The sequence below is a fragment of the Shewanella morhuae genome (assembly GCF_003028295.1).
In the GTDB taxonomy this organism is placed as follows: domain Bacteria; phylum Pseudomonadota; class Gammaproteobacteria; order Enterobacterales; family Shewanellaceae; genus Shewanella; species Shewanella morhuae.
The window spans coordinates 491745-512208 of sequence record NZ_PYSG01000003.1 but is presented as its reverse complement, the minus strand read 5'-3'; the positions used below and the strand labels follow the sequence as shown (position 1 = coordinate 512208).

The following is a 20464-nucleotide window of genomic DNA, read 5'->3' as shown; positions in this document are numbered from 1 at the left end:
TTACTTAAGCATTGTTGCAAACCAGATCGCAAATGGAATCAATTCGCATTAACGTTTAATCATTAGAGAGTTATTCTCTGCTGTATAAATACACTCGACCTAAATCTATAAAAATATGGTAATACACTCAGCAAAAATGATGGCAAGCATCCTCTGTATTTTAGGCATCAATAGCCTTAGCCACAGTGCATTCGCCAATGAGAACTTAGAACACATCGAGAGTAAATCATACAATTTAATGCCCAGCGAGATGACTGAACCTTTGGCGGTAACAATCGATTTAGGTTGGGACAGTCAATATATCTCACAGGGCCGCGATAACTTACAAAATGGCGGTATTTATTGGCTGAATACATCAGTCCAATATGGCAACTTGACCAGCTACGCATTAGTTGGTCGTGGCGATAGCCAAGTCTATACCGAGTGGAATCTTGGCCTTGAATATGGATTTAACTTGGCCGAAAATCTCGAAGCGAATCTGGGATATCAACGCATTGAAGGCTACGGCAGTAGTCGCTGCCAAGATAATGAGCTATTCGCTGAACTCGCCTACACCGCCACACCTTGGTTAATTCCATCAATAAATTATGTTTATTCGACCGAAGCTAACGGCTATTTTGTGGAAATGAGTCTACACAGTTTTTGGAATATTACCGACCATTTGAGTCTCACGCCCTACATCACCCAAGGGTTTGATTTTAAATACCGAACAGCTGAGCACAATGGTAAGAACAACCTGCAGTTTGGTCTCGAAAGCAATTATCAATTATCACCCAACATGAGTGTCAGCGGCCATATTAGCCATAGCATTGCCCAAGGGGATATTGAACAAGAAGCTGCGGCCAATGGCGATACGAGCTCGCAGGATCAAACTTATGCAGGCATCCACTTTGCAATGACGTTTTAGTTAATTTAGACACTAAATTTGGCAAGACGACATTCCACTCACTAAACTCAAAATGTCGACGGAGCGACTTTACCGTTTATATCCAATTATGCTGAGGGACAGGGAATGTTAGCGCATCAACTTTATTTTATTCGTATTGTGCTTATGGCATTAATGATGCTGTTTATGCAGAGCATAATTCCCGTAAGTGCACAGCTGGTATCCGAACCTGAATCCGAGCCTAGTGTAACATCTTTATCTAAACTGAAAAAAACCGAACCTTTACCTTTAGGTACCTTGCTCGACAGCCATGGACAACCGATAAATATTCCCCACCAAACACAGAGTGCATTAGAGTATTCCACTCCAGTGACCGTCCCTATCAATCCATCAAAAACCAAAACAACTCAGTCTGTTAAAACCTCTAAAGCAAAGAAACTTAACCGTAAACAACAACTCGCCAGTCGTAACCACGTTGCGAACGATCCCAACTGTCGCTGGCTCGATCAGCGTATTGGCCAACTTGAAGCACAACTCAACGGAAAACAAAGCAATAACTTGCAACATGTTAGTGATGAAGCCAGCATCCGTAACAAGGAATGGCAATGCCTTAAATGTGGTGCCGAAGGGCCAGACCAAAACGATCATTCCAATTGCCAATATCGCCGCGAAACAAACACGAAGTGATCGCTCTCTTTAACAGGAAATCTTTGATATCTAGGTGCATAACTAACCTAATGGGCTGGTCTGTTACCATAAACATCCCTACAATGACCTTCTGCTGTAAAGCATCTCATCCTTGAAGTAAGACGGAGAAACTCATGGCTCAACATTTTGACTATATCTGCCTAGGCGCAGGCAGCGGCGGTATCGCCTCAGCAAACCGAGCTGCAATGCGTGGCGCAAAAGTACTACTCATCGAAGCCAAGCATGTGGGTGGCACCTGTGTTAACGTAGGTTGCGTACCGAAAAAAGTCATGTGGTATGGCGCCCATGTTGCCGAAGCGATGAACCTTTACGCTAAAGATTATGGTTTTGACGTCACGGTTAATAAATTCGATTGGAACACCTTAGTTGAAAACCGCGAAGCCTATATTGGCCGCATTCACGATGCCTATGGCCGTGGTTTTGCCAGTAATAAAGTCACTTTGCTAAATGGCTATGGCCGCTTTGTCGATGGCAACACTATTGAAGTAAACGGTGAACATTACACTGCCGATCATATCCTTATCGCCACTGGCGGCGCGCCGACGATCCCGAATATTCCTGGTGCCGAATACGGTATCGATTCCGATGGTTTCTTTGCCCTGCGTGAGCAACCTAAGCGTGTTGCCGTTGTAGGTGCTGGCTATATTGCCGTTGAAGTCGCTGGCGTTTTGCATGCACTTGGTAGTGAAACTCACTTATTAGTGCGTAAACATGCACCATTGCGTAACTTTGACCCTATCTTAGTCGATGCCCTCGTCGATGCCATGGCGAGTGAAGGTCCAACATTGCATACGCATAGCGTGCCAAAAGCGGTCATTAAAAATGCCGATAACAGCCTAACCTTAAGCTTAGAAAACGGTGAAAGCGTAACGGTTGATTGCCTAATTTGGGCGATTGGCCGCTCACCCGCAACCGGTAATATTGGCTTAGAAAACACTAAAGTCGAATTAGATAACAAAGGCTATGTGATCACTGACGAACAGCAAAATACCACTCACAAAGGGATTTACTGTGTCGGCGATATTATGGCGGGCGGCGTAGAGCTCACCCCAGTTGCAGTTAAAGCAGGCCGTTTGTTATCCGAGCGTTTATTTAACGGCATGACAGATGCCAAAATGGATTACAACCTGATCCCAACGGTGGTGTTTAGTCATCCGCCGATTGGCACTATGGGTCTAACAGAGCCAGAAGCGCGTACCCAATATGGCGATGATAACGTCAAAGTGTATACGTCAACTTTTACCTCAATGTACACCGCCGTCACGGCCCATCGTCAAGCCTGTAAGATGAAGTTAGTCTGCGCGGGTAAGGACGAAAAAGTCGTCGGTATTCATGGTATTGGTTTTGGTATGGACGAAATCCTTCAAGGTTTTGGCGTGGCCATGAAAATGGGTGCAACTAAGGCTGATTTCGATGCTGTGGTTGCTATTCACCCAACGGGCGCCGAAGAATTTGTTACTATGAGATAACTGCGGTTTTGACTTTATTCTCATAATAATTAGGGCTAGCTTATGCTGGCCCTAATTGATCCGATATATGATAAAAACATTAACTCTTACGCGACTTTACTATAACCTCGGCTGAGTACTGTGCATTTTTAAATTGACTGCGCTGTTATTATTGCACCGCAGCAATCGGGATAAGAGAGTTATGCTTAAAGAGCTCGCGTTCAATAGTTTGCTATTCAGCCCATTAATTATCTTTATTCCCTTGGCTTTTCTGCTTTCCTGCATCACTCGTTTGGTACTGTATCAAACAGGGCTCTATCACCGGCTTTGGCGCTCCGCTTGGTTCGAGGTAGGGCTATTTATCTGCTATCTGGCTTTCGTTATTTACTTGCTTGGGAGTTGATTTTCATGGGCAAAATCTTACGTATCATGCTGACATTAATAGTGGTCGCGGTTGCAGGTATCGCAGGGCACTGGATATGGTCACACTATCTTTATTCTCCTTGGACCCGTGACGGTCGAGTACGCGCCGATATCATCACCATTACGCCCGATGTCTCTGGTTGGGTAAACCAACTAAACGTGGCAGATAATCAGCTCGTCAATAAGGGAGATGTGTTATTCACTGTGGACGATACCCGCTACAAGGCCACCATTGCCGAATTGAATGCGAAAGCAGAAAGCCAAAAATTTGCATGGGAGCTTGCCAAGCATAAGTACAAACGGCGTATCGCATTAACTAATGGCAACTTAGTCAGCAAAGAGACTATCGATGAGGCTTTTATTAATACTGAACTGGCAAGGACCAGTTATGACCTTGCGCTGGCACAATTAAATACTGCCAAAATTGACTTAGAACGAACTCAAATTCTCGCCCCTGAAGACGGCACTCTGATCAATTTAAACCTTAGGTATGGCAACTACGTCAGCAAAGGTAATGCGGTATTTTCACTTGTCCAAAAAAACTCCCTCTATGTTACCGGCTATTTTGAAGAGACTAAAATCCCCTTAATTCACTTAGGTCAAGGTGCCGATATCAATCTAATGAGCGGTGGTCATGTATTGCATGGCAAAGTCATCAGCATTGGTAAAGCCATTGCTAACACTAATGTCACCACCAACGGACAGCTGTTACCACAGATAAATCAGACCTTTAACTGGGTAAGACTCGCACAGCGTATTCCTGTCGATATTCAACTAGAGGCTATTCCACCTGACGTTGAATTAAGCGTGGGCATGACAGCATCTATCCAGTTACATACTGATAAATAAAATTAAGATGCTGTTATTACAGAGCTTATTTTTCCCAGATAGACGCACCATTATATTCGCGGTTAAAGGCGTAATATCGATGACGCTCGCCTTATATGTGGCGATGTTCTTGAATTTAGAGCGACCCTATTGGGCACTGGTATCAGCCATTTTTCTGCAAGTTCGCCCAGAAAGTGGCTTAGTTATCGAAAAGGGCTTATGCCAGATCGGCGGCAATTTAGTTGGCGCACTGGTTGGGATCATGATACTCAACGGATTTGCTCCATATCCTACACTCGCCTTAGGGCTACTCGCCTGCTGGATAGGGCTCAATTCAGGGCTATCGGCCATGATGCGCCAACAAAACTTTGTATACGCCTTCGCCATGGCCGGTATGACCGCCTGTTTGGTGGTGTTAATAGTCATGGCCAGCCCGACTACGGCCGATAGTGCAAAAATATTTGATGTGGCGCAGGCAAGGATCAGCGAAATAATTGTTGGTGCGATTTGTGCCGTATTAGTCAGCCAGCTGCTGTGGCCAGTAAAAGTAAAACATAGCTTGCAACTACGCGCTAAAAACACCATTAATCAAACGCTGAATTATCTTGCATTAGAGCTCGACCCCGCAGGATTACATGCCAGTCGCCATGAGCATATTGATACTATTTTAGAGTCTATATCCACCCTCAGTGATGACGCAAGCGCGGTAATTTATGAAGGACCGCAAGGGCGGGGACAAAATCATGCCGTGAATTTGCTCTGTAATAAAACCCTTTCATTACTGGCAGCAATCCAAATATTCGGCCGCCTACAGCGTAATCACCCTCAACTGGTTAGCGAGCCACTGGCGAAAATATTAGAGAATATGCGCAGTTGTTTTACCCTAATGGCACACTCAAGTGATTACCAAGAATGCTATAAAATGGCGCGTAGCCTTCGCCATCAAGTGCAGCAAAACCTGCTGCAATATCAGAGTAAAACCCCCTTAGAAACCCGCTTACTCAAGGCCACGATGGAATTAAGCGCCGACCTGATTATGGTACTCAAAAGCTATAATGTACTGACAAGTAATAGCGCTGCTAACCTCAATGCGCCGCCAATGGAGTTTCACCGTGATCCGCTTATTGGTCTGACTACTGGCCTGCGCAGTATGGCCGTATTTGTGATTGGGGCTTCGTTGTGGATAGGTACAGGTTCTAATGCGGTGCTGATGATGATCCTTTTGCCTGTGGTCTTTTCTATTATGATGGCACGCCAGCCACTGCCGACGTTAACAACGGGGTTACGCCATATTCTTGTCGGCATTATCATCATAGTGCCAGTTACCATATTTTATGCCTTGCCCCTATTGGCACAAAGTAGCGGCGATTTTGAAATCCTCATTCTAGTGCTAGCTGGTCCGTTTTTTATCGGCTTATTAGCATTAGCAAATCGACCGACCTTACCCTATGGTTTAGGCATTTGCGTACCGTTTGCTGTACTTGTGCAGCCCAGCAATAATATTTCTTTTGCAATAGAAAACACGGTCAGTAATGCACTGGCTATTTTTGTAGGCGTTACCGTACTGTATTGGTTATTTAAGCTAATCACTCAACCCAGCGAACGCTTAATGCAATATCGATTGCTGCAATCCATCCAAAAAGATCTGGTTAATCTGGCTAAACGTCCCGACCCAACCTCTTGGTTTAATGCCCGTATGGGTGATCGATTGCTGCGGATTGCCACTTACGAAAAAGGCTCGGGTCATAGCTCTCGGGTCTTTACCGACTTGGCGTTTACCGCACTCAATCTTGGCCATGTATCTATTCGTCTAATGCGCATTTTACAGGGAATACCTGCAGCCCATTTAGAGTCCGCATTACACCTTTGGCAACTCAGTTTAGGTAAAGCTTTTATTACTTGCGCTCAAGGCAAAGTCGCCAAAGAGTTTGCACTTAGCTGCGACACGTTACTGCAAGAACTCGCCACATCGCCACTCCCACCAGAAGAACTTACGATGATCGAAGGGATGTTTGAACGCGTTAATTTAACCTTTGAACGCACCGCCCACACCATCGCTGAGCAGAAAGAAGCCACTGAAAAATAATCATACATCAAACTATTTTCCGTCTAAAAACCCCACCACGTTACAGCCACTAACCCTATTAAAATCCAATGAAAGCTTGAAGTTTAGCCAATAAAATGTCTTAATATAATTAGATCACTAACTATATTGGTGATATTAATTCAATTATCAACCAAGGAGAGACTATGTCATCGGGGAACCCATCAGAGGAAAATCTCATCTCACAGGCAACACGTTTTACCCTAGTACACGCCAAAGAATCAATGCAGTTTATGTGTTTGCTCGCCGTATTAAGCACCTATCTCTTTGTCATTTTGAAACCGAGTATTATTCAAAATAACAAAGCGTTAGGAGATAAATAATCCATGAACTATCTCGCTTACGTTTCCTTAGCGGTCTATTTTATTGCTATGCTTGCCATTGGCTTATTTGCCTATAAAAATTCCACCAGCGATGTATCTGGCTATATTCTCGGCGGGCGTAAAGTCAGCCCACAGGTCACGGCACTCTCAGCGGGTGCATCAGACATGAGTGGTTGGATGCTGATGGGCCTACCAGGCGCTATGTTTTTGGTTGGATTTGAAACCATTTACATCGCCCTTGGCCTATTGATTGGTGCTCTAATCAATTACTTGATTGTGGCCCCTAAACTGCGTGTTTATACCGAAGTGGCCGACAACGCACTGACCATTCCAGAGTTTTTTGCTAAACGTTTTGGTAACGCTAATAGCAGCATCCGTATTATCGCTGCTGTAATTATTGTTATTTTCTTTACCTTGTATACCTCAGCAGGACTGGTTGCTGGCGGTAAATTGTTTGAGTCAGCATTTGGTTTGAACTATGACATTGGCCTAATTGTGACGCTTAGCGTGGTGGTTTCTTACACCTTGTTAGGTGGTTTCTTGGCCGTGAGCCTGACTGACTTTGTTCAAGGCTGCATTATGTTTATCGCACTAGTCTTAGTGCCTGTAGTGGCTTACCAAGAGTTTAACAGTGCCGACAAGATGATGAATTTTGCGTATCAGTCGATTCCACATTTCTCTGATGCCATGCAAAACGTCACTATGTTAGGGCTTATCTCGAGCTTATCTTGGGGACTGGGTTATTTTGGTCAACCGCATATTATTGTGCGCTTTATGGCGATTCGTTCAGTAGCAGACATAAAAACTGCAAGACGCATTGGTATGGGTTGGATGACAGTAACCATTGTTGGTGCGCTGGCAACGGGACTGGTTGGTATTGCATACGCCAATAAATTTGGTATGAAGTTGAGCGATCCTGAAACCATCTTTATCGTGTTCTCAGAATTGTTATTCCATCCGATTATTAGTGGCTTCTTACTGGCCGCGATTCTAGCGGCGATTATGAGTACCATTTCATCGCAGCTATTAGTGTCATCAAGCTCACTCACGGAAGATATCTATCGTGTTATTTCGAAGAAAGAATCTACCGAGAAAGACATGGTTAAAATGGGACGCTATGGCGTCGCAGGTGTGGCCATTGTTGCGAGTCTACTGGCGCTCGACCGCTCTAGCAGTGTGTTATCACTGGTGAGTAATGCCTGGGCAGGATTTGGTGCCGCTTTTGGTCCGTTAGTTTTGTTTAGTTTGTATAAAGCTAACCTAACCCACAAAGCCGCGATAGCCGGCATAGTGTCAGGCGCTCTCACTGTCCTGTTTTGGATTTATGCACCAGTATTAGCAGATGGCAAAGCCTTAACCACAGTGGTGTATGAAATGATCCCCGGCTTTGCCGTGAGCAGTATGGTGATTTGGGTAGTGTCGTTACTCGATGCCGACCCTTGTGCCAAAACCACTAAATTATTCCACAAGGCTGGCCGTGTTTTAGCCGAAGACAGATAAGGCATTAAGGTATGACTGACTTACCCTGGAAACGCATTGTCGTTAAGGTAGGTAGTGCCCTGATTGCTCCCCAAAAACAAGGTTGCAGCAGCCACTACTTACTCGGCATTGCCCAATTTATTACTTATTGTCGTGCCCAAGGGATCCAAGTTGTCTTGGTCTCTTCGGGCTCAGTCGCCGCGGGATGGCATCACTTTGGCGAGGTTGATAAACCCAGCGTCACAGTGAAAAAAGCCATGGCAGCAGCGGGTCAGGCCGATATGATGGCCACATGGAACAAGTTATTTGATTTCCCAACCGCCCAGCTACTGTTAACTCACGGCGATTTACGTAATCGTGATCGTTACATCAGCATTAAAGATACGATTTTTAGCCTACTCGAACACGGGCTACTGCCGATTATCAACGAGAACGATGCCGTGACCGCCGACAAGCTCAAAGTCGGCGATAACGATAATCTCTCGGCCATGGTCGCCGCGGCGGCCGATGCCGATACATTGATTATCTGTTCGGATGTGAATGGGCTTTACACGCAAAACCCCCATGAAAATCCCGATGCAACGTTGATAAAACAAGTCACCGAAATTACTGCCGAGATTTACGCTATGGCCGGCGGTGCCAGTAGCGCCGTCGGTACCGGTGGCATGCGAACTAAGATCCAAGCCGCCAAAAAGGCAATATCTCACGGGATTGAAACCTTTATTATCAATGGCTTTGATGCTGACTCCTTCAACCAATTATTGAAGGGTCAAAATCCCGGTACGCTGTTCACTTCCCACGAGAAACCCATGCAGGAACATTTGCATTGGATGACACATACCTCGCAGGCTCAGGGCGAAGTCATTGTCGAAAATGATTTTGATATTGACCTTGATGCCCATAGCGAGCAATTGACCAGTGACGATGTGGTCGCCATTAATGGTGATTTTTCAGTGGGTGACACTATTTTAGTACGCAAAGGTGACGGTACTAAGTTGGCAAAAGCCAAATCCAATTACAGCAGTTGTTTACTTAGCTTTATTACGGACCAAGACGATCGCGAGTTTGCCAGTGAATTTCAGCAAAAGACTGGACCGATCATTTCCGAGAAAAACATCGCCATTCTCGAATAAGCATCAGCCGAATAAATATGAGCGAGTAAACATCTAAGCGGAGTAAATATGACTTTAATCAAAAATTTATCTGAAGAAGCTGCCAAAGCGGCTCTTATCCTCGCCCAAGTTGACGAACAGCTTAAAAATACTGTGCTCCTCGATATGGCGCGCTCAATACGCGAAAAAGCCTATGAAATCCAAAGCGCTAATCTAATCGACTTGAACAGAGCAACAGCCGATAACGTTGCCCCAGCGATGCTAGACCGCTTAACGCTAACACCTGAACGCATTGAAGCCATGGCAGTAGGCATTGAAACCATCGCTGCTCTGCCCGATCCCATTGGTAACGAGCGCTATATTGGCAAGCGACCTAACGGTTTATCCATCAGTAAAATGCGTGTGCCTTTAGGTGTGGTTTGTATGATTTATGAAGCGCGCCCCAATGTTACCGCCGATGCGGGCGCCCTGTGCTTTAAATCTGGTAATGCGGTGATCCTGCGCGGTGGGAAAGAAGCGCTGACGAGCAGCAAAGTTATCGCTACTATTTTGCAAAACGTATTAACACAATACGCTTTACCAACCGCGTTAATCACTGTGGTCCCTGATCCTGATCGCGCGCTGTTACTAGAGTTGATGCAGCAGCGTGACTATATCGATGTGATCATTCCCCGTGGCGGCGAAGGTTTAATTAACTTTGTCACTGATAATAGTAGAATCCCAGTGATCCAGCATTTTAAAGGTGTGTGCCATTTATACGTTGATAAGGATGCCGATTTAGATAACGCACTAGCCTTATTGCTCAACGGTAAAACGCAGCGCACAGGCGTATGTAATGCCCTCGAAGCCCTATTAGTACATCAAGATATCGCGGCGCAATTTTTGCCTAAAGTCGCCAAAGCGCTGGCAGAGCACAAGGTTAAAATCAACGCTTGTACTCAGGCCGGTGGCTACTTTGAACACTGTACTTACATGGAAGAAAACGATTTCGGCCAAGAGTATTTAGATCTCGAAATCGCCATTCGTCAAGTCGACAGCTTCGACCATGCAATCCAACATATTGCCCGTTTTGGTAGCCAACATACTGAAGTGATTTGCACCGAAAACGAAGTCACGGCCGCCCGCTTTCAGCGTAGTGTCGATGCGTCTGTCGTCATGGTGAATGCCTCATCGCGCTTCTCTGACGGCAGCGAACTCGGCCTTGGCGCCGAAATTGGTATTGCCACCACTAAGCTACATGCCTACGGCCCAATGGGGCTCGAGTCTTTAACTGCTGAAAAGTATTTAGTCTCAGGAACCGGCCAAGTGCGCGCTTAATTAGTTGGGTCCCGATTCAATTGTAAAGATTAAAGGCTGCAATCGATAACGACTGCGGCCTTTTTTTTTAGCTAAAGGAACTTGAGTTACAACTAATTGTATTCCAAGGCTAACCCATAAAACCGAGTGATAGTAAGGTATACACTCGAACTGCTAACCCATTAATAACTCCCCCGCTAAAGACCGCCGACAAGATATTCACCAATAAGTCACCACTTCGCTGAAATAATTTACACATTCAGCATGTTGCATTTATTTTCAACAAACATACAATGCGAGTAATTCTCATTTACAAGTAAGATTTACTAGTAACATGGATGTGTGCCCGGAATAACTCATCATCATTTAATTTAAATATCGCCTGAAAGGATTGAAATACCATGCCTCCCCCATTTGTTTTAACGTCATGGCGTTCGCCATTGATTCCTGTACTTCTCAGCACGCTTACTCTGACGGTTCAAGCCAACACCGCCCCTACACAAGATGAAAAAGATGAAACAAAACAGATAGAAAGGTTAAATGTGGTGGGCACTTACACTCGAGCAGCAATGAATAGCGCTACGGGTTTGTCTATGTCGCTCAAAGAAACCCCGCAAAGCGTCACTTTGATTACCGAAGAGATGATCAGTGACAAAGGTTTGGTCACTATGGAGTCAGTGTTAAACCATACTCCGGGCGTCACTATGGTGGGCGATGCCTCTGAAAATAGTCAGATTTTTGTGCGCGGTTATGCACTCGATAGCGGTGTCCAAATTGACGGCCTAATCACGACCTCTTCATCCCATGTTTACAGCGGTTCAATTGATCAAGGTTTAGATCCTGTGATTGCCGAACGGGTTGAAGTGTTAAAAGGTGCCGCCGGGATTTTAAGCGGTTTAGGTGAACCTTCTGCCACAGTTAACTTTATTCGCAAACGCCCAACCGATGACACCCGCGCCACCGCAAGTGTCAGTTATGGCTCATGGAATACCTATAGATTAGAGGCCGATGTTTCTGGCTGGCTAACGGATTCGGGCAATGTTAAAGGCCGATTCGTCAGTGCAGTGAAAAAAGGCGATTCTTTTATCGACCGCTATCAACGCGATACAGCGGTGCTTTATGGCGTAGTTGAAACAAGTCTCGGCACAGATACTAGCTTGTCACTGTTTGCGGACTATCAAAAATCACAAACCGACGGCGTGTATAACTGGAACTCTAATCCTGCATTCTATACCGATGGCACACCTGTCGAGTTCGGCCGCAGTTATTCCAGCTCACAGGACTGGACCCATTGGGACGTGACCCAAAAAAGTCTCATGGCCGAGTTTAAACATAGATTCGATAACGACTGGTCACTCGTCAGTGCCTATCGTATTGCTAATGCCACCATAGACGCATTGGCGTTTTACCCTGGTGACTACATAGTGAAATCAACCGGCGAATTTGTCGGTCCTTGGGGCGATACCTATGCCGCCCAGCATGATAGAGAATCCGATACCAACAGTTTCAACCTGTACGCCACGGGTAACTTTGACTTACTCGGACGTGAACATAGCGCTGTGATTGGTTTTAACTACGGTGACAACGAGTTTGACAACATCAATACTGAATCTGATCGCCAACGTCGCTATAACGTCGCCGATCAAGGCAATTACCCCAAGCCTAATCTGCCTAATTCACCCACCAATGGCCAAACGAATGAACAAAGTCAATCAGGTGTTTACGGTACAGTCCGTATCAATGTATTGGATTCGCTAAAGTTAATGGTCGGTGGGCGCGTGAGTGATTGGTCCTACGAAAAACATGATCTCGTAGGCAATAGCACAGATGCAAGCATGGAAAAAACCGGCATTTTCATTCCTTACTATGGCCTAGTCTACGATGTGACCGAGCAGATCTCTGTCTACGCCAGCCGTACTGAAATCTTCAAGCCCGGCACTTATTTTGGTGAAGATGGCCAACTGCTCGAACCCGCAGAAGGCACCAACGTTGAAGGTGGCATCAAGGTCGCATTGTTCGATGACACCCTCAATATGTCAGCGGCAATCTACGAAACCAACAAAGACAACGAACCCGAATATGCGGGTAAAGGCCAGCTACCTTCAGGGGATTCTATCTACGAAAGTGTCGATGGCATTACCACCAAGGGCTACGAGCTTGAAATCGCTGGGCGACTTACCGACCTTTGGGATATTAGTGGCGGTTATACCCATAACGACGCGGAAGATGCAGATGGCCTACGTCGCCAAACCTATCTACCCGAAGATATTTTCAAACTAACCACTAAGTACAACTTTGAAGACATCCTTCCAGGTGTTACTGCGGGCGCAAGCTGGCGCTGGCAGAGCAGCACCTTCTATGATGGCACCATCTATGGCGTCGATGGCGCGCCGAATGTGGCTTACCGTCAAACACAGGCTGCCTACTCGCTGGTTGACTTCATGTTTGGCTACGAAATAACACCGTCAATTTCGATGCAATTGAATATCAACAATATTTTCGACAAAAACTATAACCGCTCTCTTTGGGGTTACGCAGACTTTGGCGAGCCACGTAATGCCACCCTGTCATTACGTTGGACACTGTAAAATTTTCTACTAAACCCTAAATAACATTAAGGATAATCAAATGAAACAAGCACTTGTACTACTCACTTTACTCGGCGGTATCGCTTTTTCGGCTCAAGCACATGAAGTATGGCTTGAGCGCAGCAGCGATGGTTCGGTCAAAGTGCAATTTGGTGAACCTGGTTCAGAGTACGCCACCGCCGAAGAGTTAGCGTCGTTAAGCGCAGCACGAATTTTCGATGCCAATGCCAAAGCACCGTTGACCGCCACAGCGCAGGCCGATCATTTGCTGGTTAAAACACAAGATGGCAAGAGTGATGTCAGTTTCTATGCCGATACCGCATGGCAGCCATGGAAAACTGAGACCGGGCTGCAGGCCGCAATCCTCTACGCCCGCACGGGACAAGAGCACACCAAAGCGCTGCAAGATTTTGAATTTACACCAGTAAAGGCAGGCGCTTCCGAGTTTGTGCTTAGTTACAAAGGCGCGCCACTGGTTAATCATCCCGTGCAAGTGTATCGCCCCGGTTTTTGGAGCAAGTCTTTCACTACCGATGCCCAAGGTAAATTCGCCCTAGACACCCCAGATGCAGGCCGCTATTTACTCGTCAGCAACCACACCACTGATGGTAAACAAACACTGGCTGGCAACGAGGTTGATAGCGTTTTACACATCACCACCACGAGTTTTATCACTCAGTAATAATCTTAATAGTCAGATGGAGTTAACGTGCGGTATTTAATGATAGGTTTATATCTGCTGAGTTTTGCAGTCCACGCAAGCGCAGTACCTGTAACAGTCGCCTTGCCACAAACAGGCAACACCAATGAACTGTTGCCACTCAGTGGCTCAATTAAATCCGCACGGGTGGCCCGCTTATCGGCACGCACCGATGGCCTAGTGGCTAAAGTGCTGGTCGATGCAGGCTCGCAAGTCAGCGCAGGCCAGCCTTTGCTCGCACTCGATGACACCTTAGCCGTACACCAATTAGCACAGCGCCAAGCCGATGTCATGGCCGCTAAAACCATGCTGGCAGAAAAACAGCGCCTCCTTACAGAGGCGCAAACACTCAGCTCTCAGCAGTTATTTCCCGAAACGGAGCGCGCGATACGCCAAGCGGCGTTAACCGAGGCCGAAGCTAATCTACAAAGTTTAACGGCGGCACTGGCACACCAAAAAGAGCTAGTTGCCCGCCACCAATTAATGGCGCCGTTTGCGGGAGTCATTTCAAGTAAACAAACTGAAACCGGTGAATGGGTCAATGTCGGCACTGAAATCTTCACCTTAGTGTCTCAAGAGCAGCTTTGGCTCGACATTCAAGTGCCGCAAGAAATGTTCCAAAGCGTAGCCACGGCGACTCACGTGGACATTACCGCCGACATGCTGCCTGAACAACAGTTTAGCGGCCATGTAAGTGCCCTTGTCCCTGTGAGCGACCATAATGCTCGCAGCTTTTTAGTGCGCTTAACCATTCCCGAGGCGGATAGACTTTTGATGCCCGGCACCTCGGCCACCGCGACCTTCCACTTACTGCGAGCAAAACACAGTGTTGTGGTGCCGCAAGATGCCTTAATCCGTCATCCCGACGGCCAGTTCAGCGTCTTTACCGTGCAAAACAACATAGCCCAACGTCATAGCGTGCAAATTGGCCATACGAGCGCCATCGGAATTGAAATTCTTAGTCCGTTACCCAAAGACGCGCCTGTGGTTATCCGCGGTAACGAAAGCCTACAAGACCAACAGTCAGTCTCTGTACTCAACCCTGTCATAGGAGGTTAGTAGGATGCTGAAGTTTGGTATTAAACATGGCACCTTACTGTCGGTCATAGTATTGATATTTTGCGTGTTGGGCACCGCTGCCGCACTGCGTATCCCAATCCAAATGATCCCCGACTTAGATGTGCGCACCATCAGTGTCGCCACAGGTTGGCCGGGAGCAACGCCACAAGACGTAGAAAAAGAAATTCTACTTGAGCAGGAACGCTACCTACGCACCCTGCCCAACTTACAACGTATGACATCTTGGGCCGATACAGGTTCGGCATGGGTAGAACTCGAATTCCCCCAAAGTACTGAGATCAGCGACGCGCTTATTCGTGTTAGCAATGCGCTCAGTCAAGTGTCGTCTTATCCAGAAAACGTCGACCAACCAAGGCTTTATAGCAGTTCATATTCAGATAACGCTTTCATGTATTTCCGTCTCGTGCCTGTCGCTGGCAACCCGCTGAATCTAGATATAGACATGATGCGTGATTTCGCTAACGACTTCATTCGCCCACAAATGGAGCGCGTCAAAGGCGTTTCCTCCGTCACTATTCAAGGCGGCGCTGAACGGCAAATCCAAATATTACTCGACCCCGCCAAACTCGCCCAACGCGGCATCAGCATTATGGATGTGCGCCAAGCCATTAGAGATCGCAACAAAGACACGTCTGCGGGCGATATCGATAGTGGTAAAAAACGTTATTTACTGCGGGTGATTGGCCGTTTCGAGGATTTAAATCAACTTAAGCAACTGATTTTAAAACGCCAAGGTGATACGAATATTCTGCTGCAAGACGTTGCCGAGATAAAACTCGACCACGCCGAAATCCGTGAGCTGTCCTTTGCCGAACAAGAACGTACCCTCAGCTTAGCGGTTAAGCGAGACGTGGGTTCTAACGTCATCGCCATCAAAGCCGCCATGATGCCTGTGGTAGCACAGATCAATCAAAGTCAACTCGCCCAGCACGCCATGCAGTTAGAGTTATTCAGTGATGATGTGCGCTATGTGCAAGATTCGGTTGCAAATGTGTGGGTGAATTTAGGCCTAGGTGCATTGCTGGCAACCTTGGTCATGTACCTCTTTTTACGATCGAGTCGAGCCACACTGATTGGTGTTATCGGTATTCCGCTGTGTACCTTAGCCGCCTTCGTCGGGCTGCTGGTGTTTAATCGCACCATTAATGTTATTTCGCTGGCGGGTGTAGCCTTTGCCATAGGCATGACAGTCGATAACAGCATTGTGGTGCTCGAAAGCATTGAACAAGCGCGCAGGCGCGGATTAGATCGTCTCGAAGCCGCCATAAGTGGCATTTACGATGTGTGGCCTGCGGTACTGGCCTCGACACTCACCACAGTGCTGGTGTTTGTGCCCATTCTATTTATCAAACAAGAAGCAGGACAACTGTACTCGGATATCGCGATTGCCATCGCGTCCTCCATTGTCGCCTCTATGTTGGTCGCGGTGTTCATCGTACCCGCCGCCATTGCCCGTTTTGGCTTTGGTAAAATGCGCTCGGCAAGCACAAACCAAAGTGAACCGCCCAAAGCATCACGCATATTGAGCTTAGTCAGCCAGTTGGTACTGTCGGCCAAACGCCGCGCCGCAGTGATTGTGCTGTCACTCGTCTTAACGATTGGGCTTGCGGCTTGGCTGATGCCTCCGGCCGAATATTTACCCGAAGGCGAAGAGCCAAAAGCCTTTACCTCAATGGTCGCGCCGCCGGGTTATAACCTTTCGGAAATGGCTAAGATTGCACAAGAGTTAACCACCAAGCTATCTGCAAGAGTCAATGCCGAGGCGGCATCCTTTGAACGTGGTGAGCAAAAAATCCCGCCGCTAAAATACTATACTCTCAGCGTAGGTGTCGGCAGTATTTGGGTAATGAGCGAACCCGTTCGCAGCCAAGATATGGATGCCATGATGAGCTCACTCACCGCTTTATTTGAGCAATATCCGGGCATGCGCGCCTATTCATCGCGGGGGTCGATTATTTCCAGCAACGATGGCGGCACCCGCGCTGTCGCCTTGGATATTTCTGGTCCGAATCAAGCCAGCCTCTATCGCGCTGCCGAAGCGGCATATCAAGCGGCAGAAAAAGTGTTTGCCGATCCACAGTTGTATTCAGATCCATCGAGCTTGTCGCTCGATCAACCGCTGTGGCAGATTTCCCCTCGTTGGCAACGTCTTGTAGAACAAGATTTTAGTGGCAGCGAGTTTGGCTATGCCGTTTCGGCACTGAGTGATGGCGCCTATGTCGATGAGTTTTTCCTCAATGATAACAAAGTAGATATTTTTCTCTTTAGCCTTGCTGGCAATCAACAGAGCCTGTCGCAATTAGCACTCGCACCGATAGTCACACCTAAGGGCAATGTGTTGCCACTGCAAGCCTTGGCCGATATTAGCGAGCAGATGGATAGCGACAGTTTACGCCGCGTCGATGGCCGCAGAACCGTGACTCTTTACATTATTCCGCCGCGCGCCATTGCGCTGGAAACCGCTGTAGCTAAAGTGCGGGAAGAATTAGTCCCTATCCTCTATCAACAAGGTGCTGTCGGCAAAGATGTCAGTTTGGATATTTCAGGCGCTGCCGATCAGCTCGAAGCAACAAAAGCGGCACTCTCTAGTAATTTTCTGGTCGCAGTGCTGATCATCTACTTGTTATTAGTGGCGATTTTTAATCACTGGGGTTATCCGTTATTTGTGCTGATCACTATTCCACTCGGGCTCGCAGGCGGTTTAGTCGGTTTACAAACGCTCAATTATACCGGTAGCTTGTTTGCGTATCTTGGCGGCCAAGGTTGGCACCAACCCTTTGATATGATTACCATGCTTGGATTTTTAATCCTGCTCGGCACTGTCGTTAATAACCCGATTTTGATCGTGGAACAGAGCCGTAAAAACCTGCAATCTGGTCTGTTTAGTGTCGTTGATGCCGTAAAGTCTGCCATCGCTAATCGATTACGGCCGATTTTAATGTCTACCGCGACAACCTTATTTGGCCTATTGCCGCTAGTGCTATTCCCGGGTGCAGGCAGCGAACTCTACCGCGGCGTTGGCATAGTCGTGCTGGCTGGCCTTGTAGTCGCAACGCTACTCAGCTTAACCTTTTTACCCGCCCTTCTAATCTCTGTGTTGTCTTACACCAACAGGGCTAACCTAACAGCCAGTTCAGCAAAAGTGGCACATCATCATGACTGAAAAAATCGAAATGACTCGGCCGTTAACACAAAGATTAACGCGTTGGAAAACGTCTACTATTTGGCGCGATAGCCTACACGTAGGTAGTCGCTGTCTCGCGGCCATATTCGGTGGCTATTTGTTAGCTGCTGTCGCCACCATTTTACTGGCGCAAATCCTACCGTTATCTCAGGTTGATCGAGTATTAACCGCCATGATGCTGTCATTCACTGTGTATACCTGCACTGTGTTATGGGTTTTTAGCGTTAAATCAATGTGGCGATTCTGGTTGGATATATTAGCGCTGAGCGGCCTGCTGTATTTAGCCTATCTTGCGACTAAAGCATTGGATATCAATCCTATTCAAGGTGGCGGATTATGAAAGACTCCTTTTTTCGCTCTATGACTTGGCTGCATACTTGGGTAGGATTACTCACCTGTTGGGTGTTGTTTCTAGTATTTTTTGCCGGAACAGCGGCCTATTACCGTGCTGAAATTAACCTGTGGATGCAACCCGAAAACCACATCAGCCAATATGATACCAACGCGGATAACCAACAACTGATACTTAAGGGCCTAACGTCCTTGGCACAACAAGCGCCCAACGCTGAGTCATGGTGGGTTTACCTGCCCACACAACGGATGCCATTACTGACCTATGCGTGGAGTGAGCCCGCCACTGAAGGTCAGCGATTTGGTGATTATCATCAAGGATTTATTAACCCTTCGACGGGTGACACCCTACCCAAAGCCCGGGAAAGCCGAGGTGGCGATTTCCTCTATCGGCTGCATTTCGACTTGTACTATATGAGCGCATTAACGGCGCGTTGGATTGTTGGATTTTGCACTATGTTCATGCTGGTCGCCATCATCAGTGGAATAGTGATCCACAAGCGGATTTTTAAGGATTTTTTTAGTTTTAGACCAGCAAAAGGCCCGCGTTCTTGGCTCGATGCCCATGCCGCCAGCTCAGTTCTCGCATTACCCTTTCATCTTATGATCACTTACACAGGTTTAGTGACGCTGATGTTTATGTATATGCCATGGGGACTGAGCACACAATATGGTGATGAAACTCAAGCCTTTTACTCACAATTGAGACCTATTTTCAACTCAAGCACTCCCAGCGGCGAAGCAGCAACCATGCTAAGCCCGCAGCAACTGCTTGCTAGCCTTAGTGCTGTCATCCCCATGAATGATGAAACGGCAAGTCCAATAGAGATGCTGCAGGTCGAGCACTTGAATGATGCCAACGCCAGCGTAACGGTACGAGTGAGTCCAGAGCACAGCTTAAACCAGCAAGCACCTTGGTATCGCTTCAGCGCAGTAACTGGGAAATTAACAGAAGAATCAACGGCTACATCGGCAGCAAATAAAACCCAAAGCACTATGATAGCGCTCCACAGCGGCCGCTTTGCAGGCCAAGGTTTGAGGTTATTGTACTTATTAGCAGGGATTACAGGCTGCGTGATGATTGCGACAGGCGCCATCATGTGGGCAGAAAAACTTGCTCAGAAACAACAAAAAAGCGGCCAGTTCAAACCCGGTTTAGCCTTAGTGCAAATGCTAAATCTGGCAACCTTTGCAGGCCTGCCCATAGCGTTAGCCAGTTATTTCTACGCCAACCGACTGTTACCTGTCACCTTTGCGGATAGAGAGTATTGGGAAATCCAGTGTTTCTTTATCAGTTGGGCGTTAGTCGCGCTACTCGCCTGCTTCAAACGAGATAGACAAATATGGCAACGACTCTTTTTATTCACCGCCTTGCTTTATGGTCTGCTGCCCCTGCTCAATGCTATAACTTCGCAATATCAGCTGATTAGCAACCTACAGCGCCAAGCCTATGTTCTGGCAGGATTTGATTTGATGATGCTCGCACTTGCAGCGCTGTTTTACATGGCAGCTAAGCGCTTACGTAGCCCTAAAAAAGTGCGAGCTACGCAGGCAACCAAAGCGACAACAGAATTAGGAATCGAAGCATGACAGCCACAAGCGAGTTATTAACCTGTTTTATCGCCATGGGGCTGTTGGCCTTGTCTTATTTCAGCCACCACCGAGCCGTGCGTAATCGTCCGCTAACTGATACACAAGCCCGTGGGTTTCGCATCGCCGGCACTGCAATGCTAGCCTTGTGCTATTGGCTTGCTAGTCATCATTATGGCCCCGCCTACGCCAGCGTATTACTGCTCGGTTGGGTGTGCTTTAGCTCAATAATCCTAGTGATTTTAATCAGCTATAAGCCGCGCTGGTTGCAACCCCTATTACCCGCCAGCGCTTTAGTGTGCTTGCTCGGACTACTGTATTAAGCCACTACCAGCGCCAAACTACACCAATCTGCACACATAAT

Annotated in this window: 17 protein-coding genes; all 17 read left to right on the top strand. The window is 47.1% G+C overall.

All coding sequences use genetic code 11. From position 1 onward, the window contains the following. The first annotated feature begins 115 nt into the window (after window positions 1-115). The 17 genes from C9I43_RS16890 (at window position 116) to C9I43_RS16815 (ending at window position 20423) form a co-directional block, all read left to right on the top strand. Complete coding sequence (locus C9I43_RS16890) at window positions 116-907, top strand: hypothetical protein (protein WP_107884690.1); 792 nt, start codon at window positions 116-118, stop codon at window positions 905-907. A 105-nt stretch (window positions 908-1012) separates the two neighbouring features. Beyond that, the gene (locus tag C9I43_RS16885; RefSeq protein ID WP_107884688.1) at window positions 1013-1573 is read left to right on the top strand and encodes a hypothetical protein; all 561 of its coding nucleotides are present in this window, start codon (window positions 1013-1015) and stop codon (window positions 1571-1573) included. 134 nt (window positions 1574-1707) lie between these two features. Then, window positions 1708-3063: a glutathione-disulfide reductase gene (gorA, locus tag C9I43_RS16880; protein WP_076497326.1), complete on the top strand. Its 1356-nt coding sequence runs from the start codon at window positions 1708-1710 to the stop codon at window positions 3061-3063. A 181-nt stretch (window positions 3064-3244) separates the two neighbouring features. Next, window positions 3245-3445: a DUF1656 domain-containing protein gene (locus C9I43_RS16875; RefSeq protein ID WP_107884686.1), complete on the top strand. Its 201-nt coding sequence runs from the start codon at window positions 3245-3247 to the stop codon at window positions 3443-3445. Window positions 3446-3450: 5 nt separating this feature from the next. Further along, entirely contained in the window at window positions 3451-4314 is an 864-nt protein-coding gene (locus C9I43_RS16870; protein WP_107884684.1) for an efflux RND transporter periplasmic adaptor subunit, read from the top strand. Window positions 4315-4321: 7 nt separating this feature from the next. Further along, entirely contained in the window at window positions 4322-6379 is a 2058-nt protein-coding gene (locus C9I43_RS16865) for an FUSC family protein (RefSeq protein WP_107884682.1), read from the top strand. Window positions 6380-6543: 164 nt separating this feature from the next. Beyond that, a complete protein-coding gene (locus tag C9I43_RS18945; RefSeq protein ID WP_167368902.1) occupies window positions 6544-6720 on the top strand; it encodes a hypothetical protein in 177 nt (58 codons plus the stop codon). A gap of 3 nt (window positions 6721-6723) precedes the next feature. After that, on the top strand, window positions 6724-8220 hold the full coding sequence (putP, locus tag C9I43_RS16860) for a sodium/proline symporter PutP (protein ID WP_076497334.1): 1497 nt from the start codon (window positions 6724-6726) through the stop codon (window positions 8218-8220). Between the two features lie 11 nt (window positions 8221-8231). Beyond that, on the top strand, window positions 8232-9332 hold the full coding sequence (proB, locus tag C9I43_RS16855; RefSeq protein ID WP_107884680.1) for a glutamate 5-kinase: 1101 nt from the start codon (window positions 8232-8234) through the stop codon (window positions 9330-9332). Window positions 9333-9380: 48 nt separating this feature from the next. Beyond that, on the top strand, window positions 9381-10628 hold the full coding sequence (locus C9I43_RS16850) for a glutamate-5-semialdehyde dehydrogenase (protein WP_107884678.1): 1248 nt from the start codon (window positions 9381-9383) through the stop codon (window positions 10626-10628). A 380-nt stretch (window positions 10629-11008) separates the two neighbouring features. Then, a complete protein-coding gene (locus tag C9I43_RS16845; protein WP_107884676.1) occupies window positions 11009-13195 on the top strand; it encodes a TonB-dependent siderophore receptor in 2187 nt (728 codons plus the stop codon). A 40-nt stretch (window positions 13196-13235) separates the two neighbouring features. Further along, complete coding sequence (locus tag C9I43_RS16840; protein ID WP_107884673.1) at window positions 13236-13877, top strand: nickel transporter; 642 nt, start codon at window positions 13236-13238, stop codon at window positions 13875-13877. Window positions 13878-13904: 27 nt separating this feature from the next. Beyond that, on the top strand, window positions 13905-14954 hold the full coding sequence (locus C9I43_RS16835; RefSeq protein WP_076497344.1) for an efflux RND transporter periplasmic adaptor subunit: 1050 nt from the start codon (window positions 13905-13907) through the stop codon (window positions 14952-14954). 4 nt (window positions 14955-14958) lie between these two features. Beyond that, on the top strand, window positions 14959-18138 hold the full coding sequence (locus C9I43_RS16830; RefSeq protein ID WP_107884671.1) for an efflux RND transporter permease subunit: 3180 nt from the start codon (window positions 14959-14961) through the stop codon (window positions 18136-18138). Continuing rightward, entirely contained in the window at window positions 18131-18499 is a 369-nt protein-coding gene (locus C9I43_RS16825; protein ID WP_181317925.1) for a hypothetical protein, read from the top strand. Before C9I43_RS16830 ends, C9I43_RS16825 begins: the two co-directional genes overlap by 8 nt. Beyond that, on the top strand, window positions 18496-20100 hold the full coding sequence (locus C9I43_RS16820) for a PepSY-associated TM helix domain-containing protein (RefSeq protein WP_107884669.1): 1605 nt from the start codon (window positions 18496-18498) through the stop codon (window positions 20098-20100). Before C9I43_RS16825 ends, C9I43_RS16820 begins: the two co-directional genes overlap by 4 nt. Next, window positions 20097-20423, top strand: coding sequence for a DUF3325 domain-containing protein (locus C9I43_RS16815; RefSeq protein ID WP_076497352.1), 327 nt, complete (start codon window positions 20097-20099; stop codon window positions 20421-20423). Before C9I43_RS16820 ends, C9I43_RS16815 begins: the two co-directional genes overlap by 4 nt. The last annotated feature ends 41 nt before the right edge of the window (window positions 20424-20464 follow it).